The organism is Sorangium sp. So ce363 (assembly GCF_051520435.1).
Taxonomy (GTDB): Bacteria; Myxococcota_A; Polyangia; order Polyangiales; family Polyangiaceae; genus Sorangium; species Sorangium cellulosum_B.
Genome location: NZ_CP150333.1, coordinates 1,995,478 through 2,020,239, shown reverse-complemented (window position 1 = coordinate 2,020,239; position 24,762 = coordinate 1,995,478). Strand labels below are relative to the sequence as shown.

The window sequence follows — 24,762 nt, the reverse complement described above, 5'->3', positions numbered from 1 at the left end:
CTTCCCAACCTTGCTTTCGTGAAGAACGAATCCTTCCACGGCGTTTGCCCCCCCGGTTGGCCGGAGGCGCGTTCAGCGTGGGCGTCTGGCGTGAAGGCTCGCAATTTGTACGCCAGCGTGACCTGCCGTCTCCTCTTCGAGCTGCACCGCCAAAAAGAGCTGCTACCTGGCCGCTGGTTCCAGCTGAGAGGTCCGGCGCGTCCCCTTCAATGGAGTTGGCACGACTGGAATGGAAGCGCAATCGATTGCGGGATGACGCAAGCAGATGACATCCTGGACGACCGTGGACGACCGCGGACGAATGAACGCGCTGTTCCCGAGGGGTCACGGGCCCTCGTGGCCTGACGTCTCCCCCGCTTCCTCTCCCGTCGTCTCTCCCCCCATCACTCGCGCTCTCGCGCGCCAGCGGACGATACGGGGAGGGTTCTGCTCAAGGCCGAGCTCGGCAGACAGCGTCCGACGGCGCTGCGATCGACGCGGCTCGCCCTGACCGGCCGTCACGCCGCAGCCGACGCGCCGAGTCGATCATAGGACGCCTGGACCGCCGCGGCGCCGACCGCTCACCGCTGGTACCGATCCTGCCTGCCGATCGGCAGCGCAGCGCAGGCGCTTTCGAGCGCAGCCGCGCCCCGGAGGCGTGTGTCACGCCCAGCACGCCAGAGCCATGCAGACAGCGACCGAATACCTCGCGGAGGCCGTGCTGGACGAAGGACCGGATTTCGCGCTCTACCGGGCGCGCGAGCCGGCGGGGCGGAGCGTCCTCGTCAAGGCCCTGAAGGTCGCTCACCCCTCGACGGCCGAGTACGAGGCGCTGCGGCGCGAGCTGGAGGCGACCCGGCTGGTCGGCTGCGACGTGGCCATGGAAGCGGCGCGGATCTGCACGTTCCATGGCCAGCCCGCGCTCGTGATCCAGGACGACGGAGCGACGCCGCTCGCCCGCCTCATGGGCACCCCGATGGCTCTCGGCCGGTTCCTGAGGCTCTCCACCGGCATCGCCGGGGCGCTGGCGACGATCCACGGGCGGCAGATCGTCCACCTCGGCCTCACCCCGCACCGCGTGATGCTCCTGCCCGGCGACGCCATCAAGCTGACCGGGTTCAGCCCCTGGTCGCTCTCGCCGGGCCGGTGTAGCCCCCGATCGGCCCGTCCGTCCCCCTGCACCTGGCCGTACCTGTCGCTCGAGCAGGGCGGGCGCCTCGGCGTCGCGATCGATCACCGGTCGGACCTCTACTCCCTCGGGGTGATCCTGTTCGAGCTCCTCACCGGACGGCTGCCGTTCGCCGCGAACGATCTGCTGGGATGGCTCTACTGCCACGCCGCGGTCGTCCCCCCGTCGCCTCTCGTGTCCGTGCCCGGGCTGCCCTCGACCGTCGCCGAGCTCGTCCTGAAGCTGCTCGCGAAGCTCCCCGAGGACAGGTACCAGAGCGCCGCCGGCCTCCAGCACGATCTCGTCCGGTGCCGGGAGGCGCTCCGGACGGAGGGGCGGATCGCGCCGTTCCAGCCGGGTCTCGCCGACGTGCCGCCGCCTCTGCGGCTGACCCCCGGGCTCTACGGCCGCGCCGGCGAGGTCGCGCGGCTGGAGGGCGCGGTGGCGCGCGTCGGGCGCGATGGCCGGACGGAGCTCGTCCTGATCTCGGGCCCGCCGGGCGTGGGCAAGACGCGCCTGGTCCATCACCTGGGCGAGTCGGTCCGCGCGCCCGCGGCGCGCTTCACCGGCGGCAGGTGCGAGGTGGCCCCGCGCCATGCCCCGTGCGAGGCGCTCCTCGCGGCGCTGGACGGCGCGCTCGTCCAGGCCCTCGAAGAGGGCGAAGCGTCGCGCGCGGAGCTGCAGCGCGGCCTCGCGAGGACGCTGGGCGCGAACGCGTCGCTGCTGGCCGGCATGCTCCCGGCGCTCGCCCGGATCCTCGGCCAGCAGAGCCCGCCGCCCGAGATCCCGCCCCCCGAGGCCGAGGCGCGGTTCCTGCTGGCGCTCAGCCAGCTCCTCGGCGCGCTCGCGCGGCCGGGGAAGCCGCTCATCGTCTTCCTCGACGATCTCCAGTGGACGGACGCCGAGACGCTGAAGGTCGTCGAGCGCTGGGCGACCGACCCCGGCGTCCGCGACACGCTGATCCTCGGCGCGTACCGGAGCAACGAGGTCTCCGATTCCCACGCGGTGCGCCGGATGATCCGCCGGCTCCGCGCGCAGGACGTCGCCGTGACCGAGATCGCGATCGCCCCGCTGTCCGCCGACGCGGTGACCTCGTGGGTGGCCGACTCGCTGCGCGCCCCCCGGGAGGAGGTCGCCCCGCTCGCGGCGAGCCTCCACGAGAAGACAGGGGGAAATCCGCTGTTCATCGCGCAGCTCGCGGGCACGCTCCACCAGGAAGGGCTGATCCGCTTCTCGACCACCGCCCGAGCGTTCCGGTGGGATCTCGAGAAGATCCGGGCGAAGAGGTGCTCGGACGACGTCGCCGAGATCATCGCCGCGAACCTCCGCAGCCTCGACGCGGGCACGCAGGACGCCTTGCGGCGGTTCGCCCTGTTCGGCGACGCCGCGGATCTGACGACGCTGGCGCTCCTCCTCGGCTGCCCGGAAGACGCCGTCATCAAGCGCCTGCAGGCGGCCTTCGCCCTGCGGCTCATCGTCCGGATCGACCGCGAGATCCGCTTCCTGCACGACCGCATCCATCAGGTCGCCTACGAGCTCACCCCCGCCGAGCAGCGGCCCGAGGCGCACCTCGCCGCCGCGCGCGCCCTGCTCGACGGCTTCCCGCCCGACCGCGTCGAGGCCCAGCTCTTCGAGATCGTGCGCCAGATCACGCGCGGCGCGCCGCGGATCACGTCCCCGGAGGAGCGGACGCGGGCCGCCGAGCTCAACTTGCGCGCGGGCCGGAAGGCCCAGGCCGCGACCCACCACGCCGCGGCCATCGGGTTCTTCCTGCTGGGCGCCGAGCTGCTCGCGGGCGCGCGCGGGGAGGCGGCGCGCGCCGGGCTCGCGTTCGAGCTCGACTTCGCGCTGGCCCAGTGCCGGTTCGCGACCGGCGAGCTCGCGGCCGCGGAGCGCATCTGCGCGTCGCTGTGCGAGCGCGCCTCCGGGCGGTGCGTGGCCGCGACCGTGTACGCCCTGCTCGCCGAGATCCAGGTCGCGCAAGGCGCGATGGACGCCGCCGTCGAGAGCTGCGTCGCGGGCTTCGGCAACTGCGGGCTCCCCCTGCCGCGCCACCCGGAGGCCGCCGCGGTGGACGCCGCCGTCGCGGCGGTCCTGGGTCGCCTCGAGGGCGGCGCCCTCGCCATCGCCGCCCTCCCGGACCTGCCGCCCATGACCGACCCGCGCGCCCGGGCCGTCTGCGATCTCGCCGCCACGCTGTACCAGCCCGCTTACCACGCGAGCTGGGACGTCATGGCGGCCGCCGCCAGCGCCGCGGTGGAGCTCTCGCTGACGCACGGGAACACGAGCAGCTCCGCGGCGGCCTACGCGACCTTCGGGCTCGTCCTTGCCGAGCGGCGCGGGCGCCCCGCGGACGCGTTCGCCTTCGGCGAGGCGGGCTATCGGCTCGCCCAGCGCGAGGAGCACTCGCCCTACAGGCCCAGGGCGAGCTTCACGTTCATCGTCTTGCTCGGCTACCTGAAGATGCCTGTCCGACGCTGTCTGGAGCTCGCGCGGCGCGAGCTGGACGCGGCGCTCTCCGCCGGCAACTACCCCTTCTCGTGCTACTTCGGCCACCAGCTCATCGCGTTTCAGCTGTTCGTCGGCGACTCCCTCGACGACGTCGCCGAGGAGGCTTCGCGGCGCCTCGCGCTCGCCGAGCGCACCTGCGGCCCGGTGGACCAGGACATCTTCCGCGATCAGCTGCGGCTGCTCGCGCGGCTGCGCGACCCATCCGCGCCCGGCCGCCCTCCGGAGCGCTCCGCGGACGAGCTCGCGCGGAGGGCGCCGATCAGGGCCTTCTATGGCCATCTCCTCGACCTGCAGACGCGCGTGCTCCTCGGCGATCTGGGCGAGGCCGCCGGAGCGGCGGAGCGCGCGGGCGCCTTGCTGCACGCCGCGCGCCGCTTCCTCGGGGCCGCCCAGCATCACTTCTACGCGGCGCTCGCGCGCTCCGCCAGCCACGCTCGCGCGCCCCCGCCAGCCTGCCTCGAGGCCGTGCGCGCGCACCTCGCCCACCTGGCGGCGCTGGCGGACGCGTCCCCGGAGAACTTCGCACACCAGGTGGCCCTGGTCTCGGCCGAGCTCGCGCGCCTCTCGGGCGATGAGCTCGCCGCGGAGCGCGCGTACGAGCAGGCCCTCAAGGCCGCCCGCGCGGGCGGGTTCGTCGAGGTCGAGGCGCTCGCCAGCGAGCTCTGCGCGCGCTTCTACGAGCAGCGCGGGCTCGACACGGCGGCGAGCGCCTACCTCGCGCGCGCCCGCGACAGCTACGAGGCCTGGGGCGCGCGGGCAAAGGTCTGCGCCCTGCTCCAGCGGCACCCCGAGCTCGCGCGGCGGCCCGCGTCCGGGGGTGGCGACGTCAAATACCTGGATATGCTCGGTATTTTGAAGGCCTCGCAGGAGATCTCGAGCGCGCTGGTCCTGCCCCAGCTGCACGCCCGGCTCCTGCTCGTGGCCATGGAGCACGTGGGCGCGCAGCGCGGCTGCCTGCTCCTCTCGTCGCCGGAGGGCCTCGTCCTGGCGGAGGCGAGCGGCGATGGCGAGCGGGCCTTCGGCCCCGCCGGCCACCTCGCGGCGCCGTCGCAGGTGCCCCTGTCGCTCTGCGCAGCCGTCCTCCGCACCCGCAAGCCCATCGCGATCGCCGACGCGGCCGCGCCGCACCGGTTCGCGATGGATCCCTATTTCGGCGACGCGGTGCGCCGCCGGCGCTCGGTCCTCGGCGTGCCCATCGTGCGCCAGGACGAGGCGGTGGGCCTGCTCTACCTCGAGAACAACCTGGTCCCGGGCGCCTTCTCCACCGCGGAGCTGGGCGTCCTCGATGTCCTCGCGTCGCAGGCGGCCATCTCGCTCGAGAACGCGCGGCTCTACGGCGAGCTCCAGCAGGAGAACACGCAGCGCCGGCGCGCGGAAGCGTCCTTGCACGACAGCAGCTCGCTCCTGCACGCCATCCTCGAGAACACGCCCGCCGTCGTGTTCGTCAAGGCCCCGGACGGGCGGTACCTGCTCATCAACCGCCGTTACGAGGACGTCGTGCACGTGAGCCGCGAGGACATCCTCGGCAAGACCGACCACGAGCTGTTCCCGACCGAGATCGCCGACGCGGTGCGCGCCAACGATCTCGCCGCGCTGCGGGAGGATCACCCCATCGAGAGGGACGAGTTCGTTCCGGCGCCCGACGGCTTGCACGCGTACCTCTCCCTCAAGTTCCCGCTGCGCCATCCGGACGGGACGTCGTATGCGGTGTGCGGGATCGCGACGGACGTCACCGAGCGCAAGCGCGCCGAGGAGATGCTGCGCCACTCGCACGCGCTGCTCGAGGCCACGCTCGACTCGACGGCGGACGGCATCCTGGTCGTCGACGACGCGGGCCGCCCCGTGCGGCACAACCGCAGGTTCAGGGAGATGTGGGGGATCCCCGAGCAGGTGCTCCTCTCGCAGGACGACCGCCTGGCGCTCTGCCTCGATCAGCTCGCGGACTCCGAGCAGCTCCTCCAGGAAGCGAGGATGACGAGGAGCGTCGACGACCCCCGCGAGGCGAGCGGCATCGACACCCTGACGTTCGACGACGGGAGGGTCTTCGAGCGCTACTCCCAGCCTCAGCGCGTGAGCGGGCGCATCGTCGGGCGGGTCTGGAGCTTCCGCGACGTCACGACGCGCGTGCAGGCCGAGCAGCAGCGGGACCGCCTGCTCGCGGACGAGCAGCGGGCGCGCGCCCGCGCGGAGGAGGCCGTCCGCGCGCGGGACGAGTTCCTCTCCGTCGCCTCGCACGAGCTCCGGACGCCGCTGACCAGCTTGCAGCTCGCCGTCCACTCGATGGAGAAGAAGCTCTCGCGCGGCGCGGAGGGCATCGAGCGGGCGCGCGCGTCGGTCGATCTCTCGCAGCGGCAGATCAAGCGCCTCGTCGCCCTCGTCGACATGCTCCTCGACGTCTCCCGCATCCACGCGGGGCGCCTGGAGCTCGATCCGATCGAGATCGATCTCCGCGCGATCGTGGGAGAGGTCACGACGTACCTGGACGACCAGCTCGCGCGGGCGGGCTGCGCGCTCGACGTGCGCGCCGCCGGGCCGGTCGTCGGCCGCTGGGACGCGCAGCGCATCGAGCAGGTCGTGACCAACCTGCTGAGCAACGCGATCAAGTTCGGCGGGGGCAAGCCGCTCGAGCTCACCATCGCGTCGGACGGAGAGACCGCCCGGCTCTCGGTCACCGATCATGGCATCGGCATCCCCGCCGACGTGCGAGAGCAGGTCTTCGAGCGGTATCGCCGGGGCGTCTCGTCGCGTCATTACGGCGGGCTCGGGCTGGGCCTCTACATCACGCGCACCATCGTCGAGGCGCACGGAGGGCGGGTGAGCGTATCGAGCGAGATCGGCAAAGGCTCGACCTTCTCCGTCGAGCTGCCGCTCTCGCGCGACGTCAACCCGCCCGCGAGCGGCCGGGAGCCGCGGCGGCGGCAGCGGCGGCAGCGGATCGAGTAGCGACGAGCGCGTTGACAGCGGGCGCGCTGGCGCTACCCTGGGCACACCGGTCAGGAACAGGATCCGTCATTCCACCGACCGACGAGTCATGACGGGCCGCGCTCGCGCCTGGCGACGATGGACCTGAGAGTGTCCCTGATCCCACATGGGGTCTCGGGTGATGAGGTCGCGCCATGCGAAAGGCGGAGATTGAGGCCCTGGTGCGCGCGCACCGGGGCCGTGCCCGTCCCGTCGCGTTCTTTCATGTGCTCCGTCAGCCGTCGCTGGAGCCAGACGATCATGCCTTCCTGTCCGAGCACATCGACGAGCTCGGGACATCCGATCTCCTGCGCTGGAGGGCGCGCTGCGAGAGCGGCTTCAGCGGGCCGGTGATCCGGCAGCTCGCGCGGCTCGCGATCCAGGATCCCGCGCACTTCCAGCACGAGGTGCTGGGCGTGCCGCGCCTCGTGCTCGACGAGGAGGAGTGGATCGAGCTGTCGGATCTCGTGCGCGGCAAGGTCCCGGCGGGGATCTACGAGCGCGTGCTCGAGCGTTGCCGGCGCGAGCCTGTCCAGTGGCCCTCGGGGTTCATCCTCGCGCCCAAGGTCCACAAGGGGCTGCCGCCGCTGCTCGACGGGGACGAGCTCGACGGCCTGAACGGGGAGCGCCCCGCGCTGCGCGATCTGCCGGTCCCGAAGATCCTCGCGGCGAGGCGGGCCGGGGCGATTTCGCTCGACGACGACGCGCTGGCCGCGCTGGCGATGGAGCGCGCGCGCGGCTCGGACGAGGACTGGAGCGTCGATATCCTCCATTTTCCCCCGGCGCTCCGGGACGCGATCCTCGAGAAGGCGCGCCGGACGCCGCGGGGCGCGGAGCGGGCGAACCTGCTCGGCTGGCTCGAGGCGCACGGCGTGGCGCGGGCCGCGCTGATGGACATCGCGCTCGGCGCGATCCGGGCGGGGGACGACGCGTATGCCGTGCTCTCCTGGCTCGCGCGCCAGCTGACGACGCGGGCGGCGTGGGACAAACACGGCCTGGAGACGCTCTCCACGCTGATGTCGAGGCGCGCCTTCTCGGAGATAGGCGAGCTCGTGACGCTCGCGTGGAGCGAGGCCAGCCAGGGCGGCAAGGAGGTCTCCCGCGGCTTCCTGGAGGCGATCCAGGTCGCCTTCGCGCTGGTGCTGCTCGGGATGGCGCGGGAGGCCCTCGCGGCGGGCCGCGAGGCGGGCGCGACGGCGGCGCTGTCGGCGCTCGCGTGCCTCGACCCGCCGTCGCGGGTGAGCCGCGCTGTGCACGAGCTCCGGCGGGTCCCGGGCGCGAGCCCGGACGTGGTGGAGCTCATCGCCGTGAACGAGCGGCTGGTGAAGCACAGCGACGCGCGCGACGCCTCCCTGGAGGGCTTCGTGGCGGCCCTCCACGCGATCGCCGACGCGTCTTCGTGATCGCCGCCGGCGCGGCGCCGCTCGCGGCGGCAGCAGCGGCGCGTCCGCTCGCCGCCGGCCGCGCGTGACGTAGCGCCGGGGAGCAAGCAGCGCGGCGCGCCGCGCGACGTGCTGGGAGCGCGCCTCGCGGCGCGCGGGGCGCCCCCGGCGCGGCGCAGGACGCCGGGACGCGGGGGGGCGGCCAGCGCCTCGCCTCCCAGCGCGGGATCGACCACGGACGCCGCTTCCAGCGCGGGCACCGGTGGCCGCCTTCGTTTTCATTGCGCTGGACGACCGCAACCATCGCTTCCAATGCGGTGGCCTCCGGTCGCTTTCAATTTCAATGCGGGGACCGGCCTTGCCTCCCCCTCGAACGTCGACTCTGGAGGAGCACGCCGATGGCGTTCATCAACTATGCGAGCCGGGAGATCTACTGCAAGATCGTCTATTACGGGCCCGGCCTCTGCGGCAAGACGACGAACCTTCACTACGTGTACGATCGGACGGTGCCGAGCGCCAAGGGGCGGCTCATCTCGCTCAAGACCGAGAGCGATCGCACGCTGTTCTTCGACTTCCTTCCGCTCGATCTCGGGGGCCTGTCGGGCTTCCGGACGCGCCTTCAGCTCTACACGGTGCCGGGCCAGATCTTCTACAGGGCGAGCCGGAAGCTCATCCTGAAGGGGCTGGATGGCGTCGTGTTCGTGGCGGACTCTCAGCGCGCCCGGCTCGACGCGAACGTCGAGTCGATGGCCGATCTGTGGGACAACCTCGCCGAGGAGGGCCGCTCGCCCGGGCGGCTGCCGTTCGTCGTCCAGTACAACAAGCGGGATCTCGACGGGATCGCCGATATCGACGAGCTCCGGGAGCTCCTCAACCCGGGCGGAGCGCCCGAGTTCGAGGCCGCGGCGGCGAGCGGGCGCGGCGTGTTCGACACCCTGAGGGCGATCTCGAAGCTCGCGCTCAAGGAGGTGCAGCGCCGCCAGCGGTAGGGCCCTCGCGAGCGCCGATCTCTTGCGGCTCGCGCGCGCCGGGCTCACCCTCCCGGAGGGAGGACACGCCATGACACAGAGATTCGCCTACCACGTCATGCCGGACCCCGACGGCTGGGGCTGGGTGGTCGCGGCCGAGGGATACGTCACCCGCTCGCTCCCGTATGGCACCGTGCAGGAAGCGATCGAGTCCACGGAGGACCTCGTCCGCCAGCACCCGGGGAGCACGCTCGTCGTCGACGAGCAGCCGCCGCAGCTCACGCCGATCGAGATAGAGCATCGGCTCGCGGCGTGACCGCGGCCAGATGGGTCGCCTCATCGAGGCGATGAGCCGGGCCGTCGAGCTGCTCGCCGCCACGGGGCTCTGGCCGAGCCCGATCCGTTGAGCGAGCCCCCGCCCAGCTTGAGCGAACCTTCGCGCAACGCGCCGGCGGACGCCCGCAGGCCGCGCGGCGCGGGCCTCGATCTCCCGCCTTTTTCGCCGGTGCGCCGCGCCCGAGGGGCCGGGCACATCGATTGCGATGAGCCCGGCACGCTCGCCCGAACGCCCCGCTCCGGGGATGGCTCGGGCAGGGCCGCTCGAGGGAACGACCATGAACAGGGTAGAGACGAAGTCGCTTTTTCTTGGTATCGCCGCCGTGCTGGCCGGGTGCGGGGCCGACGCGATCGAGGAGCCCGCGGGCCCGGAGATCTCCGAGGCGCAAGAGGCGCTGTACGGAGACCTGAACACGAGCTCGTGCACGCTCGCGCAGCGCGACGTTCTCGAGGAGGCCCACCAGGCCGGCCGGCAGATCGCGATGACCAAGGAGTTCGACGCCTGCCTGCGGTACCGGATGATGGAGTGGTACAAGCCCTGTTACCAGGGCGGCGACGACCCGTTCGCGAACGAGCCGAGGAGCACCCAGTACACCAAGGTCCGCAACGTCATGCGCAGCGGCAACGTGGCCGACGTGACCGCCACCTGCGCCGACCTGACCGACGCCATCGGCCACGCGCTGTACGACGGGTACGGCGACTCCCACGAGCGGATGGACATCGACAGGGGCTACCTCGACGGCGTCGCCGCCGCCGGGATGAGCGACTTCGAGCGCGCCGGCGTCGCGGGCGTCATCTGGCACGAGGCGATGCACCAGCAGGACTATCGCCATGACAGCTGCGGTTATCCTGAAGGCGAGTACGACCAAGGGCTCCACAGCGTCCCCCACATGGCCGATCGCTGCATGCGCTCGGCCGGCATCCTCGGCCGGGCGATCGTCTCCGCGGAGGACGGCCGCGCCCAGGAGCTCGGGATCGGCCGCCATCGAGCGAGCTTCGGTCACCTCGGCGGCGTGGGCGACAACAGCATCACGCGCGTGCGCCTGCCGCCCGCGAGCCGGATGCGCTATTGCATCGACGAGGGCGTGAGCGGGACAGGCGGGAGCTGCGCGACGATCGAGAACCCGACCATCGAGTACGGGGGCGCGCACAACGTGCCTGCCGCCTACAGGAACGCGATCTCGTTCGTCGAGATCGAGCCGATGGTGCTGCTCTTCAGCCAGCAGGATTACCGGGGCAGCGTGTCGGCCTTCGGCTACGGGGAGCACCGCGCCAACACCGGGGGTTTTTCCGGGGTCGGCAACGACCAAACGCGCTCCATCTACGTCCCGCCGGGCGCGCGCGTGCGCGTGTGCACGGACGAGGGCGGGACGAGCGGGCACGGCGTCGGGACCTGCCGGTTCTACGATGAGCCGACGCCCACGACCGTGCTCGCGGGCACCTCGTACGCGGAGGTCGTGCGCGTGGTGACGGCCTTCACCGAGAAGGACCTCTATGGCACCCGCGTGAGCTTCGGGGCCGGCCGCTGGGCAGGCGCGGCGCTCAACGCGATCGGCGACAACCGGATCGTATCGCTCGTCGTGCCTCCGTCCCTCACGGCGCGCGTGTGCAGCGACGCCGGCAGCGGCAACACCGGCGCGGGCGCGTGCCAGAGCCACACGCGCACCACGTTCGACCTCGGGGCCGGCCTGGCGAGCGCGGTGTCGTTCCTGGAGGTCACCCCTCCGCAGCTGGGCACATCGACGCTCAGCGTGGTCCGCGCGGCGGGCAGCGGCGCGGGCCGCGTGGTGAGCACGCCGCTGAACCTCGATTGCACCTCGAGCTGCTCTGCCGCGTTCCCGACGCGCAGCGAGGTGATGCTCCTGGCCTCGTCGGCGGGACACGACGTGGTGTTCACCGGGTGCGACAGCGTCCTGGGCAACGGCTGCTTCGTGACGATGTCGGCGGCGAGGACCGTGACCGTGAACTTCGTGCCGAACAACTCGGATGCGTGTTACGACTCGTGCATGGATCTGTGCCGCGAGGACGGCCGGCTCACGCTGAGCCAGTGCGCACAGTCGTGCGAGGCCGAGTGCCTTTAGCCGCGCCCGCCCTCGTCGCGTGAGCGAGGCGTCGCACCGCGCGACCGAGCCCACGTGAGCTGGAGCTCGGCACGTCCTCCGCCGAGCTGCGCGAGCCGCGCGCAGCAGGCGCGAGCCGCGAGGGATGGCCGAGCCACGGCAGCGGAGCTCGTCCGCTCTCACCCAGCTCGATCAGCGGACGCCTGGCCCCGCGCTGGGCGTCCGCGCCACGCCTGACGCGACATTTCTCGCCGGGACGCGAGAGAACGCCTGCTCGCGCACAGGAAGTACAGTACACCCGACAGATGGCAGAGACGTGCGGGATTTGCGGAGGCGACGGTCGGATCGCCAACTCGTTTGGAAACACGACCACGTGCCCGAGCTGCCACGGCTCCGGGCGGCGGTCCGACGACGGGGGCTTCCGGGACGTCACCAAGACGAAGGCCTCGCACCACCGGCCGACGAACGTGGCGGCCGTCGTCGAGAAGCAGACGTGGCCCGGGACCCTCGAAGGGGGCCACCTGGCGAACGAGGTGCGGGCCAGCGCGACGGTCTCGAACGAGACGAAGGCGAAGCTGACGCGAGAGATCATCGAGCACGAGGGCAGCCACGGCAAATGCACGCAGACCTTCATCAAGAAGATCCGCAAGCAGATCCGCCCGCCGGCGCCCTGATCCCTGGCGCGGCTCGCGGGCGCGGCGGCAGGTCCGGCTTCCGCTGACGTCAGGCGCCGAGCAGGCGCGCCAGCAGCCAGGCCCACCGGCAGCACCCGGCCACACAGACGCCTGAACATTTGTCCACATCGTGTGGATTATTTGTGGACAGTGTCGAGCTAGCACGCCGCCGCGGGCTCACACACGCCGCCCTTTCCCGGTGTCCGACGAGAATCGGCGGCTCCGGCGCTGCCGCGGTGGCGGCGGCGATCGTCGTGGACGAGCACGGTCACTCGTCTGCACGAGATCGGCACGGGATGTCGAGAAGATGTCGAGAAATCGCGGGCAAGGGAACCTCGGTGGGCGCCCGCCATCATCAGGCTTCGCGGGACGATCACGCATTCTCGTACGCCGCAAAAACTCCCATCTGCCGAAAAACGCGGAGGACGAGTGGCTTTCGTGATTGGGTCCGAGCTGCTCGAGCAACCATGGAGGTCATTCATTGATCCTCGGTCTCCGAGCGCCGCCGGCCCCAGGGCCACCGGCGCTGGAAGCCGAGGACCTTTCGCGGATCGCCTCGCGCTCCGCGTGCTCTGAAAGGAACTTTCCATGCGAACTTGCTTGTCGGCAGCGACCGCCGCTGCCCTCGTGCTCCTCGGAGCGTGCGTCGTGGAGGACGCCTACGGGCCCGAAGGGGGGCTCGAGCAACAGGAAGCCTGGGATCAACCGCTGACGGGCGACGGGCTGACCGCCACACTGACGGTCGCGTCGGACTGGGGGACCGGGTACTGCGCCGACGTCGCCATCCGGAACACGGGAACCACGACGACAACGAGCTGGCGGATCACCACGAACCTGAACGGCTCCACGCTCACGAACGCGTGGAGCGCCACCACGAGCGTGAGCGGGTCGCAGCTGGTCGCCACGCCCGCAGCGCACAACGCGACCCTGGCGGTGGGGGCATCGACGAGCTTCGGGTTCTGCGCCAACGCGAGCGGCCCCTCGCAGCGCCCAGCGCTCGCCAGCGTGACGGCGGGCGGGTCCGGCAGCAGCAGCAGCGCCAGCGCCAGCACCAGCGCCAGCAGCAGTAGCAGCGCCAGCAGCACCAGCGCCAGCAGCACCAGTGCCAGCACCGGCAGCGGCGGCGCGGGCGGCTCCGGCGGCGCGGGCGGCTCCGGCGGCGCGGGCGGCTCCGGCGGCGCGGGCGGCTCCGGCGGCGCGGGCGGCTCCGGCGGCGCGGGCGGCTCCGGCGGCGCGGGCGGCTCCGGCGGCGCGGGCGGCGCCGCCCCGACCGGGCATTACCAGATGGAGGACCTCGATCGCGGCGTGGTCGCCGTCAAGGTCTCGAACGGCGTCTACGTCGGATGGCGGATGTTCGGTTACGAGTACGACGCAGCGAACCCAAGCGCGATCTCGTACGATGTGTACCGCAACGGCACGCGCATCGCGAACGTCACGAACAGCACCAACACCCTCGATACCGCCGGCACCAGCTCGTCGACTTATACGGTCCGGGCAGTCGTCGGCGGTGTCGCTCAGGCCGCCTCCCCCGCCGCCGCGACCTGGGGCCAGAACTACCTCCGCATCCCCCTCACGGCCCCCGCGGGCGGGACGACTCCATCGAAGTGCGATAACGCCGGCGAGAGCTACTCGTACTCCGCGAACGACGTGAGCGTCGGAGACGTCGACGGCGACGGGCAGTACGAGATCATCCTCAAGTGGGATCCCTCGAACGCCAAGGACAACTCCCAGGCTGGCTGCACGGGGCCTGTTTACCTCGACGCCTACAAGCTCGACGGGAAGCGCCTCTTCCGCATCGACCTCGGGAGGAACATCCGGGCGGGCGCGCACTACACGCAGTTCGTCGTGTACGACTTCGACGGCGACGGCAACGCGGAGATCGCGGTGAAGACCGCTCCCGGCACGCGCGACGGCGCGGGCGCCTACCTCAGCCGAGGTCCCGCGGCCTCCGACGACGACGCGGCGGACTACCGGAACGCCGCGGGCTACGTGCTCACCGGCCCCGAGTACCTGACGGTGTTCAGCGGCGCGAGCGGCGCGGAGCTCGCGACCGTCGCCTTCGATGTGGCCCGGGGGACGGTCTCCTCGTGGGGGGACTCGTACGGCAACCGGGTCGATCGGTTCCTCGCGAGCGCGGCGTTCGTGAGCGATCTAGGGACAGGCCAGGACGCGAGCGGCAAGCCGGCGATCCTGATGGCCCGCGGCTACTACACGCGAGCCACCGTGACCGCCTGGAGCTTCCGCGGCGGCAAGCTCACCCAGATCTGGAAGGCCGACAGCAACGCGAACACCGCCTACACGGGCCAGGGCGCCCACTCGATGGTCGTGGCCGACGTCGACGCCGACGGGGCGCAGGAGGTCATCTACGGGGCCTCGACGATCGACAGCAACGGCACCCGGAAGTGCTCGACGGCGCTCGGGCACGGCGACGCGCTGCACGTCAGCGACTTCGTCCTCTCACGCCCGGGGCTCGAGGTGTTCATGCCGCACGAGGACGGCACCAAGCCGACCTACGACATTCACGACGCGAACTCCTGCGCGATCCTCAAGCAGGGCCCCGTCACGGGGGCCGACACCGGGCGCGGCGTGGCGGGCGACGTGCTCGCGAGCAACGCCGGCGCGGAGATGTGGACCAACTCCACGGGAGGGCTCCTGTCCGCGACCAGCGGGTCGAACGTCGGGAGCCAGCCCGCGTCGGCCAACTTCCTGATCTGGTGGGACGCGGACGAGCTGCGCGAGCTGCAGAACAACACGTCGATCACCAAGTACGGCGGCGGCTCGCTCCTCAGCTGCAGCCAGTGCGCCTCGAACAACGGCACGAAGTCGACGCCGGCGCTCACGGCCGACCTGCTCGGCGACTGGCGCGAGGAGATCGTGTGGCGCGAGTCCGACAATTCGGCGCTGCGGCTGTACACCACGACGAACGTGACGACGCGCCGGCTCTACACGCTGATGCACGACCCCCAGTACCGCATGCAGGTCAGCTCGGAGCAGACCGCCTACAACCAGCCGCCCCACCCGAGCTTCCACATCGGCGGCGGAATGGCGGCGCCCCCCAGGCCGGACATCCACGTGAAGTGACGTCGACGCCCTGACCAATTGCCTCATTCTGTTGGTATTTTATCAAAAGAAAAGATTGAACAGGGAGGCGGGGAGGTTCATGGGATTTCACTCCCAATCTCCCCGCCTCCCTGTGAATTTTTCCGAAATTAGAGAGGATGCTTCAGGTCGATGCCGCGAGCTCGACAGGCGCGTCGGTCCCGTCACTTCCGGTACTGCGCGAGCGTCAGGCCGGCGTCCTCGGTGCCGTCGGCCACCAGGCCCGCCATGACCCGGGCGCCGGTCTCGTTGAAATGGGTTCCGTCGACCGAGCCGTCCGCCCGGACGAGGAAGAAGTCCTCGCCCGCCGCCACACACCCGATCGAGTTCAGGTGGGCGAGCGTCTTCGCGTTGAGATCGATGACGGCCACGTCCAGCTCGTCTCCGAGCTCCCGCATCGCCTGCGCATAGGCGCTCAGGCCGTTGCCGAATTCGTGGCTGTCCCCGGAGCACGATCGCCGCGGGGGCGGGGTGACAAGCACCGGCGTCGCGGCGCGCTCCTGCGCGCCCGTGATGTACTGCTCGAGGTACGATTTGAAGTCCGTCGCGGGGTCCAGGTAATAGGGAATGGTCTCGCCGTCGTGCTCGTACGTCGCGGTCTTGTTGCTGTCGTTCGTGCCGAACTGCACAAGGAAGTAATCTCCGCTCTGGATGTCCTCGAGGACGTCGTCGAGGCGGCCCTCGTCGATGTACCGGCGCGCGGTCCGGCCGCCGATGGCCCGGTTCTCGACGCGCACCCGCTCGTCGAAGAACTCTCCCAGCATCTGGCCCCAGCCCGCCTGGTGAAGGGCGCTGTTCACGTAGGTCTGAACGGTCGAGTCGCCGGCGATGTACACCGTGACATCCGGCAGCTCGGCGCTCCCGCCGCCGCCTTCCGAGCCGCCTGAAGCGCTCGTCGCCCCTCCGGCCGCACCGCCGCCGCCCTCTCCCGCGCCGCCCACACCCGCGGCGCTGGGGCCGGAAGCGCTGCTCGCACCGCCCGCACCGCTGCCGGCGCTTGTGCTTGCGCTGGCGCTGGCGCTGGTGCCGCCACCGCCGCTGCCTGTGGTCTGCGCGGCGGGGTGATCGTCGGGGTCTCCCGAGCTGCAACCCCCCGACGCGAAGCCGATGCCGGCGACGAAAGAATGAAGCACGACGGTCATGAAGATGGGCCGAATTCGCATGACGAGCTCCTGCAGGAAGACAGTGCACGACGAGCACGCGTCGGGTGCGTGCCCGGAGGGACGTGCGTGGCCAACGTGGGTGATGAGAGCGCGAAGCGTCCACAAAGCACCGCTCTGTCCTCCCCACGTGCGCCGAGGCGGCTGCGATCAATCACGCATCGTTCGACTTTCTCGCGGGCGCCTGGCCGTCGCGTCAAAGCGCAAATTTTCATAAGAACGACCATCCCACGGCTCGACGCCAGGCCGACGCGACGCCGTCAGAGCTCGACGCCGAGCAGCACGCCAGGCCGGAAACGGTACCGCGCAAGGACGGTCTCGGTCCCTTGCTCGAGCGCGAGATCGTAGCGGACGCGCGCGGGATCGAGCTCGACGAAGAGCTCCGTGAACAGCCGGACATCGCGGCTCAGCGGCAGCTTGGCGACGGCGCCGGCCACGAGCACGAGCGCGTTCGAGGCGCTCGCCCCGGCGGGGACGAACGACGGCGCGCCAGCGCTGCCTGGCCGCGGCGCCGCCTCGACATGATCGAGGCCCGCGCCGAGCCGCGCGCCGAGCTCCAGCGGCGCCGCGCCGGGCGTGAGGGCGTAGAGCCAGGAGGCGCCCGCGCGGAGCGCGATCGTGCGGAGATCGAGGCCGATGCGCGGCTCCTCGTAGCGGCGCTCGAACTGGTACTGGATGCGCGCGTCGAGGGCGAGCCGCTGCCGCCCCGAGCTCCCGCCGAGCGCGACGCGAACGCCGGGGCCGTGCGTCCAGCCGAGCTCCGTCGAGTGCACCGTGACGCCGTAGAACGCCCCGAGCTCCAGCGCGCCGCGCAGCGCCGGCGCAACCTGGCCCGGCGCGCTGCCCGGCGGCGCCGCCTGGCCCGGCGCGCCGCCCGGTGGCGGTGGCGCTGCCTGGCCCGCCGGCGCCGCCTGGCCCGCCGGCGCCGCCTGGCGGAGGACGAGCGCGCGCGCCTGATCCCGATCGAGCGACGCGCGCGCGCCCCCGCGCAGCGACCGCAGCGAGAGCTCCACGACCTGGGCCACGGACTCGCGATCGAGCTCGTCGAAGCCGCCCGAGAGCTCGATCGAGCGCACCAGGAAGCGATCGGCCACGGGATCGGTGAAGTAGAGCGCGGCGCGGCGCGGATCGCTCACGTCGATCCAGCAGGAGAGGGCCACCCCGGAGGAGGCCCGCGCCTCGAAGAGCGCCGCCGCGTCGAACGTCGGCGCGACCCGGAACCGGAGCGTGAACGCGGAGAGCGCCTGAGATTCGAGCGCCGCCCGGATCGCGCCGAGGTTCGGCGCGGGGCCCGTCAGCACGATCTCCACCACCGGCGCGCCGGGCGACGCGGACGCCGCCGAAGGCCCCTCCTCGATGGCCGTGGCGCGCGCCGCGGAGAGCGCGATCGCCGCGGCGACCCCGAGCCAGATCGGCGCTCGCTCCGTGATCACCCTCCGAGCTCGGCGAGGCGGCGGCGGGCGTGCTCGACGTAGGGCGAACCCGGGTGCTCCCGGAGCAGGCGCCGCCAGGTCTGCGCCTCGTCGCCGGCGCGCCCGAGCGCCCGCAGGGCGCGCCCGCGGCCATAGAGCGCCTCGACCGCGAGCGGGCGCGACCCGGCGACGCCGAGGTACCGGTCGAACTGCGCCAGCGCCGCGGCAGGCGAGCCGTCCTGGAGGAGCAGGCCGCCCAGCGACACGAGGGAGAGCGTGGCCTCGGGCGACGACGCGAACCCCTTCTGGAGCGCGCGGTAGAGCTCGATGGCGCGCCGGGAGCGGCCGGCGCGCCGCGCGTCGTTGGCCTCCCGGAACAGCTGCTCCGCCGTCGAGGCGGTCGGAGAAGCGCTCGGCGAGGACGCCGCCGCGCTCGGCCCGCGCTCGGCCTCGCGCGGCTTCGGAGCGGCCGGCGCGAGCTCCGGCGGCGCCGCTCCGGTGGGCGCCGGCGCGGCCTCGCCCTCGGACGGACCGGCCCCGAAAATCTCGGCGGCGCGCGCACGGGACACCGCCGCGCGCAGCGAGGGCTCGAGCAGGCGGGCGCTCCGCCCCATCTCCGCCGCCGGGCGCGGCTGGACGAGCGCCGAGGTCGCGAGCGACACCCCGGCGACGAGGACGGCCGCCGCGGCGCAGAGCCAGGCGCTCCGCGTCCATCCGGCCCAGCGCCGCCCCGCGAGGAGGGTCCCCGGCCGAGCGCCGCCGTCTCCGCGCCGGACGTCGTTGTCGGGCCGCACGGGCGCGCTCGCGAGCCGCACGGGCGCTCCTTCGCGCCGCCGCCGCGCCGGCGCTCCCTCGCACGGCAGGTCGATCACGGCCCCGCCGATCGCGGCGTTCGCGATGCGCGCGAGGAGCTCTGCGTCCCCGGGCTCCGCCGCGCCCGCGGCGTCGAAGTCCAGCGCGAGCACCCAGCTCATCCGGCACGACGCGCAGGTGCCGAGGTGGGCGTCGAGGGCGAGCCGGTCCGGCTCGGTCGCGACGCCGCGGCGCACCCGCGTGAGGAGCTCGCTCCGACAGTCGGCGGTCATGTCTCCCTGCCCCGGAAGAGCTCGGCCAGCTTCGCGTTGTTGGCGAGCGCGCGCCGCAGCGCCTCCTTGCCGAGCCGGAGCCGACTCCAGACCGTGTTCGGAGAGACGCGGGCGAGCGCCGCGATCTCGTCGACCGTGTAGCCAAGCACGAAATGGAGGGCCAGCGCCTCCGCGGTCGCCTCGGGCATCCTGTCGAGCACCTCGAGCACCATCTTACGCCGCCGGCTCGAGACCGCCTCGGCGAACGGCGACGCGCCGCTCTCGTCCGGGGCCACGTCGATCGGCGCGCCCGGCTCGTCGAAGCGCGCGCGCACGCTGAGGCGCCGGCGCGCGCCGAGCGCGGTCATCACGGCGATCCGGTTGGCGAAGTGGAGCACGGTGCACTCCGCGCGAAAGGACGGCAGCGCCTGGAGCAGCGCGAGCACGGCCTCCTGGGTCACGTCCTCGACGTCGGGGTGATGCGGGCCGAGCACCTTCCGCACGCTCCGCAACATGGCGCCGCCGAGCTCGGTGATGAGCGTGCGGATGGCCGCCGGATCGCGCCCCGCGGCGGCGCGCGCGAGCCCGAGCAGCTCGTCCGCCCGCGGAGGCGCTCCCTCCGGCGGCGCGTGGAGGTCAGTCACGGGCTTTCGCATTCTGGCGACGACGGTGGAGTCCATGAGTCCCGATCAGCAGGGCGCGCAGCGCGGAGCCCGGCGGCGGTGGCGCGACTAGGGCCCTCCGGAGCGCGGAAAGCCGTCGGTGTCCCACGCCAGATCGGAGATCCGCAGCGTGGGGGCGCCGTTCGATTGCGCGTCGTAGGCGTGATAGATGTTGTAAGCGCGATCGCCGGAGAACAGCACGGCGTTGTGCCCGGGCCCTCGCCAGCGGGAGTTTCCTTCCACGACGATGCTGCCGCCGCCGGACATCATCGGTGTCCCCTCCTTGTCGACGTACGGGCCTGTGATGCTCTTCGAACGACCGACGGCGATCTTGTACGTGCTGTCCGTCCCACGGCAGCAGGCGTCGAACGAGACGAACAGGTAATAGAAGCCGCAGCGCCGGACGATGAAGGGCGCCTCGAGCGCCCCGCGGGCGTCGGGGCGGGCGGCGAGGGCGTGGAGCTCCTTGTCGGCCCGCTCCCCCGACGGGGCGAGCTTCACCATCTTGATACCGCCCCAGAAGCTCCCGAACACGAGCCACGGCGTCCCCTCCTCATCCATCGCGACGTTGGGATCGATCGCGTTCCAGTCGTCCCGCGCCGCGCCGTCGTTGGAGCAGATGGCGGCGCCGCGGTCCGTCCAGGGACCTGCCGAGTCGAGCGATGCCTTCGTCGCGTGCCCGATGCACGACCGGTTGCTGCCGAACGTGGAGGCGGAGTAGTAGAGATGGTAGGTGTCGCCGAAGCGCGAGATATCGGGCGCCCACAGGTCGCTCACGCCCGGGACCTTCTGTTCCAGCCAGGCGGGCTTCGCGTCGAACACCCGACCGGCGGCCTGCCACGCGGTGAGGTTCGACGAGCTCTTCATCGGGAGCCTGTCCCCCGTCTGGAACAGGTAGTAGCGGTCGCCGGCCTGGATGATGGCCGGGTCGTGGGTCCCCAGGTTCCCGGACAGGGGCAGCGCCTCTGGCGGGCTCGCCGGGTCGTAGAGGGCATCGGCGCACCTGTCCGCGGCCCCTCCCGCGCCGCCGCTGCCGCCCGCGCCGCCGCTGCCGCCCGCGCCGCCGCTGCCGCCAGCGCCGCCGCTGCCTCCGGCGCCGCCGCTCCCGCCCGCGCCCCCGGCGCCACCCACCCCGGACGTCGCGCTCGGATGGCCTCCCGCGCCGCTGCTCGCCGTGGTGGAGGAAGCGGTGGTCGTGCCGGTGGCGCCGCTGTCCTGGCCGCCTGACCCGGAGCCCTGCGCCGAGGGCTCCGTGCTGCAGCCCGCGAGCGTTGCGACGACGCCGATCAGGAGGCTCAACGTGGGCGAGGACACCCGTCGCCGCCGTGATCGGCAAAGCGTGAGACGCATCGTGAACTCCTGAGGATCCATGGGCGGATCATCCGTCGAGGTGCTGGCCATGAGGTCGGCTCGATGTCCTCCGGGACGAGTCGTCCCGCTCTCCCACGTGGGCCGGAGCGCCCACGATCCATCATGGGTTGCTCGAGCTTCTCGTGGAGCGTCAAAAACCGTCTTCGCAGAAATTTTACACCGAGACGGCGATGCCACGACTCATCGTGCGACGCGCCGAGCTTCGTAGATGTCGGCCACCCCGCTCCGCGTCGACGCGAAGAACAGGACGGCCCCGTCGGGCGAGAGGTGAGGATCGGTGTCGCGCTCTGCGGGAAGGTTCAGCGGCTCACCGAGCGACTCCGCCTCTTCGAAGGCCGCCTCGGTCGACGGCCGTCGCGCCCAGAACAGGTCTCCTCCGCCCTCACGGCTCGATCGGAGCAGGATCTGGCGGCCCTCGTCGAACAGGAACGGAGCGTGCTCGTCGCCCGCGCCGTCCAGCCCGGCGAGCGGGGCGAGCGCGCCCCAGGGGTCCTCCGGGCGTTCGCGCGACGCGATCGCGATGTACGTCTCGGCGCCCGGGGGCTCGACGCCGACCACGACGCGGAGCTCGGAGGGATCGACGTGGGGGGACATCGCCTCGCCGTCGCCGGCGACGAGCGCGTCCACGCGGGCCGGCGCGCCCCACGGGTCGTCTCGGCCGGCGCGCTCGGCGCGCCAGATGCCCTTCGGAGCGCGCTCGCTGAAGAACCAGATCCGGAGCCCGTCCTCGGAGACGCAGGGGGTGTCCTCGACGCTATCCGCGCTGTTGAGCGCCTCCACGGCGCGCGGCGCCTCCCAGGGCGAGCCTGGCGCCGCCCGCCGCGACGCCCAGATATCGCGGCTGCCGCTGCGATCGGACATGAAGTAGATCTCGAGGAGATCGCCTGTCAGCGTCGGGTCCTCTTCCCTGGCGTCGCTGTTCAGCTCCGTCACCGCCGCCGGCGCATCGAACGTCGGCCGCTCCGGCGCGCCCGCCGCCCCCCCTCCCCCGCCCTGCCCCGGCGCGAACACGCCGATCACGAAGCGCTGGTCCTCGCACCCCGCCCCGCCGAGCGCGAGCCCGAGCCCGCACGCCACCGTGATCCCCCGGGACCGCCACCTCATCCACCCCCGTTCATACGCGCCCATGTGCGCTGGATCGAGCCCCGTCCCTGGCGACGCGGGCGGGTCGCCTCACCCGACGCCGGCCTCGCTCGGCGGCGCGACGGCCGCGTCTCCCCCGGCGGCCTGGAGCGGCACGCGGGGGAACCACAGCGCCGCGATGAAGCCGGTGACCCCCATGGCCGCGATGATCCAGAACACGGTGGTGAGGCCGGACGTGAGCGCCTCCCCGAGGTGCTGGAGGATCGACGGATCGAGGCCGCGCGCCCCCTCTGCCGTCAAAAGCCGGCTCGCGGCGTCCGCGGGGATCGACGGGTCCTTCGCAAGCTGGGCCGTCAGGACGCCGCCCATGATGCCCACCGCCACGACGCCGCCGAGCAGCCGGGAGAACATCGTGCTCGCGGTGGCGATCCCCCGCTGATCCCACGCGACGCTGCTCTGCACCGCGATGAGCAGCGCGACGTTCGACAGCCCCATGCCCACGCCGAAGACCAGCGTCGTCGCGCGGAGCATCAGCGGCGTGTCGTGCGCCCCGCCGAGCGCGAGCGCGAGCCCCGCCGTCGCCGTGACGCCGAGGCCGATCCAGATGAGCGGGCGGAACCCGACCCGGGGGATGAGCCGCCCGCCGATCGCGCTCGCGACCGGCCAGCCGATGAGCATCGGCGCGATGGCGCTGCCGGCGTCGGTGGGGGTGCCGCGGAGCACGCCCTGCACGAAGAGCGGCACGAACGTGATCGTGCCCATCATCGCGCCGCCGAGGATCGCGCCGGCCACGTTGGAGATGAGCATCACCGGGCGCCGGAAGAGCGGCAGCGGGATCATCGGCTCGGGGGCCCGGCGCTCGACCGCGAAGAACGCGGCGAACAGCGCCGCCGACGCGACCGCCGCGAGCAGCGTCGTCTCCCCGCCCAGCCTCCCCGTGGCGAGCAGCAGCGCGACCACGCCGGCGGACAGGAGCGCCGCGCCGAGGAAATCGAGCTCGTGAGGCCGCCTGTCGATGCGCTCGTGGAACGAGGTCGCCACGAGCGCGACGGACGCAACGCCGAACGGGATGTTGATGTAGAAGACCCAGCGCCAGGAGAAGTAGTGCACGATGAGCCCGCCCACCATCGGGCCGATGATGCCGAACAGCCCCCAGGCGGCCCCGAAGACGCCCTGGATCCGCGCGCGCTCCTTGAGATCGAAGATGTCGCCCGAGATGGTCATCGCCATCGGCTGCATCGCCCCGGCGCCGGCCCCCTGGAGGGCGCGGAAGGCGATGAGCTGCGGCATCGTTTGCGCCGCGCCGCTCGCGATCGAGCCGAGCAGGAAGACGGCGATGCCGAAGAGCATGATCGGCTTGCGGCCGTAGATGTCCGACAGCTTGCCGCAGATGGGCACCAGCACCGACGAGGTGAGCAAGTAGGCGGTGGTGACCCAGGCGTACTGGTGAATCCCGCCGAGATCGCCGATCACGGTGGGCATGGCGGTGGCGACGACGGTCGATTCGAGGGCGGCCATGGCGAGGGCCAGGATCAGCCCGGCGACGGTGAGGGCGCGGTGCGTCTTGCGTTCTGGAGCCATGCAGGTGGTGGATGTGGTGTGGATGAGCCGGCGCGGCAAGCGGGACGCCGCGCCGCGCCGCGCGTCGGGGCGGAAGGCGCGGCGAGCGCGCCGTGAGGCCACCCGCCGCTCGCGCGGTCGGCGACCGCTGTCGGGGCAAGATGTGCGTCAACGTCTTGTGCAGAGAGCTCGTCGCATGACGAGCGCCCGGGGTGGGTCCCGTAGAGGGGGCGGTGCGACGGGCGAGGCTTAACCGCGCTGCTTCACGCGGCGAGCACCGACGACCGGGTCATCACCTGGCTCACGCCGTCCGTCTCGGGGTCGGCCACGGGGGCGCTCACGGGGTGCGCGAGGGCATAGCGCAAGAGCTCGTGTGTCCACGGCTCGAATATCGTGAACACCTCGTCCGCGAGCGCGATGTACCGCGCGCGCGTCTCGGCGTCGAGCGGGATGCGCGCGAGCTCGGCGTGGTCGGCGTTCACCGCGTGGCCCGACTCGCGCTCGAAATGGAACGAGCCGCAGTAGCGCAGCTGCGTGTCGAGGCGCTTCTCCAGGGCCTCCGCCAGGGGAAGCATCGCCCCGAAGAGCACGTTGCCGGTCTCTTCGATCGCTTCGATGATGACGAGCCGCTCGAGGCCCGTCGTGCCCTTGATGAGCGCGGTGAGCCGCGCGGTGAGGATCCGATTCTGTATCGTCTCCTCACCCCAGAGGAAGTGCAGCAGGTCCGTGCTCCGGCCCTCGACGTCGTAGCCGAGCTTGGACAGATCCTCCAGGTACCACGGCCAGTGATGGTCGTCCTCGCGTGTGTGGGCGTTGACCATCTCTTGGTATTTGTCCGCGGCGTGCTCCTCCCGTAATACGAATTTGTTCAGATCACCGAAGCTCAGGATGAAGTACGCCATGCATGGATAGAACGCGAGCCGCTCGCTCGGATCGAGCAGTTCGTTACGCATGTGCTCGAACAGGGGTAGACGAGCGTATGCCTGCTTCTTCTCGAAAATGTGCCGCAAGACCTGCCGCATGAGCGATCTCCTTTTCGGCTGTGGGGTGTCAGTTGGTTGAACAATCCCTCTGTTTGCGTGAACCAAGCGCCGTGAGCGCCTCGAGAAGCCTCAAGGCAAGATCACGACGCACCGAGCATGGACGCTGCTGCTGGACCTCACCTCGGTTGAAATCCTGCGCTCTCCCCTCGCGCTGCATTCCGAGCTCGATTACTGCTCGATTACTGGAATTTTCCACCAACCACCTCAGACGTTTCTGCAACGCTGCGGGGTGCGTCCAGCCGGTGCATCTACTGTAGCGCAAGCCCAAC

Annotated in this window: 15 protein-coding genes; 7 read left to right on the top strand and 8 right to left on the bottom strand. The window is 71.9% G+C overall.

Annotated elements, in window-relative coordinates; all coding sequences use genetic code 11:
- Nucleotides 1-664: 664 nt before the first annotated feature.
- The 7 genes from WMF12_RS07790 (at nt 665) to WMF12_RS07760 (ending at nt 15,120) form a co-directional block, all read left to right on the top strand.
- On the top strand, nt 665-6,601 hold the full coding sequence (locus WMF12_RS07790) for a PAS domain-containing protein (protein ID WP_437869776.1): 5,937 nt from the start codon (nt 665-667) through the stop codon (nt 6,599-6,601).
- Nucleotides 6,602-6,774: 173 nt separating this feature from the next.
- The gene (locus tag WMF12_RS07785; protein WP_437869775.1) at nt 6,775-8,022 is read left to right on the top strand and encodes a hypothetical protein; all 1,248 of its coding nucleotides are present in this window, start codon (nt 6,775-6,777) and stop codon (nt 8,020-8,022) included.
- Between the two features lie 377 nt (nt 8,023-8,399).
- On the top strand, nt 8,400-8,990 hold the full coding sequence (locus WMF12_RS07780; RefSeq protein WP_437744976.1) for a GTP-binding protein: 591 nt from the start codon (nt 8,400-8,402) through the stop codon (nt 8,988-8,990).
- Between the two features lie 70 nt (nt 8,991-9,060).
- The gene (locus tag WMF12_RS07775; RefSeq protein ID WP_437744975.1) at nt 9,061-9,285 is read left to right on the top strand and encodes a DUF2188 domain-containing protein; all 225 of its coding nucleotides are present in this window, start codon (nt 9,061-9,063) and stop codon (nt 9,283-9,285) included.
- A gap of 298 nt (nt 9,286-9,583) precedes the next feature.
- Nucleotides 9,584-11,386, top strand: coding sequence for a hypothetical protein (locus tag WMF12_RS07770; protein ID WP_437869774.1), 1,803 nt, complete (start codon nt 9,584-9,586; stop codon nt 11,384-11,386).
- A 284-nt stretch (nt 11,387-11,670) separates the two neighbouring features.
- Nucleotides 11,671-12,039 carry a molecular chaperone DnaJ gene (locus WMF12_RS07765; protein WP_437869773.1) on the top strand — a complete coding sequence of 123 codons (369 nt, stop codon included), beginning with the start codon at nt 11,671-11,673 and terminating at the stop codon, nt 12,037-12,039.
- 588 nt (nt 12,040-12,627) lie between these two features.
- Nucleotides 12,628-15,120, top strand: a complete 2,493-nt coding sequence (locus tag WMF12_RS07760) for a cellulose binding domain-containing protein (RefSeq protein ID WP_437869772.1) — start codon at nt 12,628-12,630, stop codon at nt 15,118-15,120.
- Between the two features lie 182 nt (nt 15,121-15,302).
- Here the strand turns inward: WMF12_RS07760 and WMF12_RS07755 are convergent, their stop codons facing one another.
- The 8 genes from WMF12_RS07755 to WMF12_RS07720 form a co-directional block, all read right to left on the bottom strand.
- Nucleotides 15,303-16,301, bottom strand: coding sequence for a rhamnogalacturonan acetylesterase (locus WMF12_RS07755; protein ID WP_437869771.1), 999 nt, complete (start codon nt 16,299-16,301; stop codon nt 15,303-15,305).
- Between the two features lie 257 nt (nt 16,302-16,558).
- Nucleotides 16,559-17,731: a hypothetical protein gene (locus WMF12_RS07750; RefSeq protein ID WP_437869770.1), complete on the bottom strand. Its 1,173-nt coding sequence runs from the start codon at nt 17,729-17,731 to the stop codon at nt 16,559-16,561.
- Complete coding sequence (locus WMF12_RS07745) at nt 17,728-18,795, bottom strand: tetratricopeptide repeat protein (RefSeq protein WP_437869769.1); 1,068 nt, start codon at nt 18,793-18,795, stop codon at nt 17,728-17,730. Before WMF12_RS07745 ends, WMF12_RS07750 begins: the two co-directional genes overlap by 4 nt.
- On the bottom strand, nt 18,792-19,418 hold the full coding sequence (locus WMF12_RS07740; RefSeq protein WP_437550779.1) for an RNA polymerase sigma factor: 627 nt from the start codon (nt 19,416-19,418) through the stop codon (nt 18,792-18,794). Before WMF12_RS07740 ends, WMF12_RS07745 begins: the two co-directional genes overlap by 4 nt.
- 87 nt (nt 19,419-19,505) lie before the next feature.
- Entirely contained in the window at nt 19,506-20,735 is a 1,230-nt protein-coding gene (locus tag WMF12_RS07735) for an arabinan endo-1,5-alpha-L-arabinosidase (protein ID WP_437869768.1), read from the bottom strand.
- Between the two features lie 252 nt (nt 20,736-20,987).
- Nucleotides 20,988-21,911: a TolB family protein gene (locus tag WMF12_RS07730; protein ID WP_437869767.1), complete on the bottom strand. Its 924-nt coding sequence runs from the start codon at nt 21,909-21,911 to the stop codon at nt 20,988-20,990.
- A 69-nt stretch (nt 21,912-21,980) separates the two neighbouring features.
- Nucleotides 21,981-23,471 (bottom strand): MDR family MFS transporter, encoded by a 1,491-nt coding sequence (locus WMF12_RS07725; protein WP_437869766.1) that lies wholly within the window; start codon nt 23,469-23,471, stop codon nt 21,981-21,983.
- Nucleotides 23,472-23,713: 242 nt separating this feature from the next.
- Entirely contained in the window at nt 23,714-24,472 is a 759-nt protein-coding gene (locus tag WMF12_RS07720; RefSeq protein ID WP_437869765.1) for a hypothetical protein, read from the bottom strand.
- Between the last annotated feature and the right edge of the window lie 290 nt (nt 24,473-24,762).

Coding starts and splice junctions, on each gene's coding strand:
- WMF12_RS07765 (WP_437869773.1), top strand. CDS start 11,671: ATGGCAGAGACGTGCGGGATTTGCGGAGGCGACGGTCGGATCGCCAAC.
- WMF12_RS07730 (WP_437869767.1), bottom strand. CDS start 21,911: ATGAGGTGGCGGTCCCGGGGGATCACGGTGGCGTGCGGGCTCGGGCTC.
- WMF12_RS07775 (WP_437744975.1), top strand. CDS start 9,061: ATGACACAGAGATTCGCCTACCACGTCATGCCGGACCCCGACGGCTGG.
- WMF12_RS07720 (WP_437869765.1), bottom strand. CDS start 24,472: ATGCGGCAGGTCTTGCGGCACATTTTCGAGAAGAAGCAGGCATACGCT.
- WMF12_RS07790 (WP_437869776.1), top strand. CDS start 665: ATGCAGACAGCGACCGAATACCTCGCGGAGGCCGTGCTGGACGAAGGA.
- WMF12_RS07760 (WP_437869772.1), top strand. CDS start 12,628: ATGCGAACTTGCTTGTCGGCAGCGACCGCCGCTGCCCTCGTGCTCCTC.
- WMF12_RS07785 (WP_437869775.1), top strand. CDS start 6,775: ATGCGAAAGGCGGAGATTGAGGCCCTGGTGCGCGCGCACCGGGGCCGT.
- WMF12_RS07725 (WP_437869766.1), bottom strand. CDS start 23,471: ATGGCTCCAGAACGCAAGACGCACCGCGCCCTCACCGTCGCCGGGCTG.
- WMF12_RS07745 (WP_437869769.1), bottom strand. CDS start 18,795: ATGACCGCCGACTGTCGGAGCGAGCTCCTCACGCGGGTGCGCCGCGGC.
- WMF12_RS07780 (WP_437744976.1), top strand. CDS start 8,400: ATGGCGTTCATCAACTATGCGAGCCGGGAGATCTACTGCAAGATCGTC.
- WMF12_RS07755 (WP_437869771.1), bottom strand. CDS start 16,301: ATGCGAATTCGGCCCATCTTCATGACCGTCGTGCTTCATTCTTTCGTC.
- WMF12_RS07770 (WP_437869774.1), top strand. CDS start 9,584: ATGAACAGGGTAGAGACGAAGTCGCTTTTTCTTGGTATCGCCGCCGTG.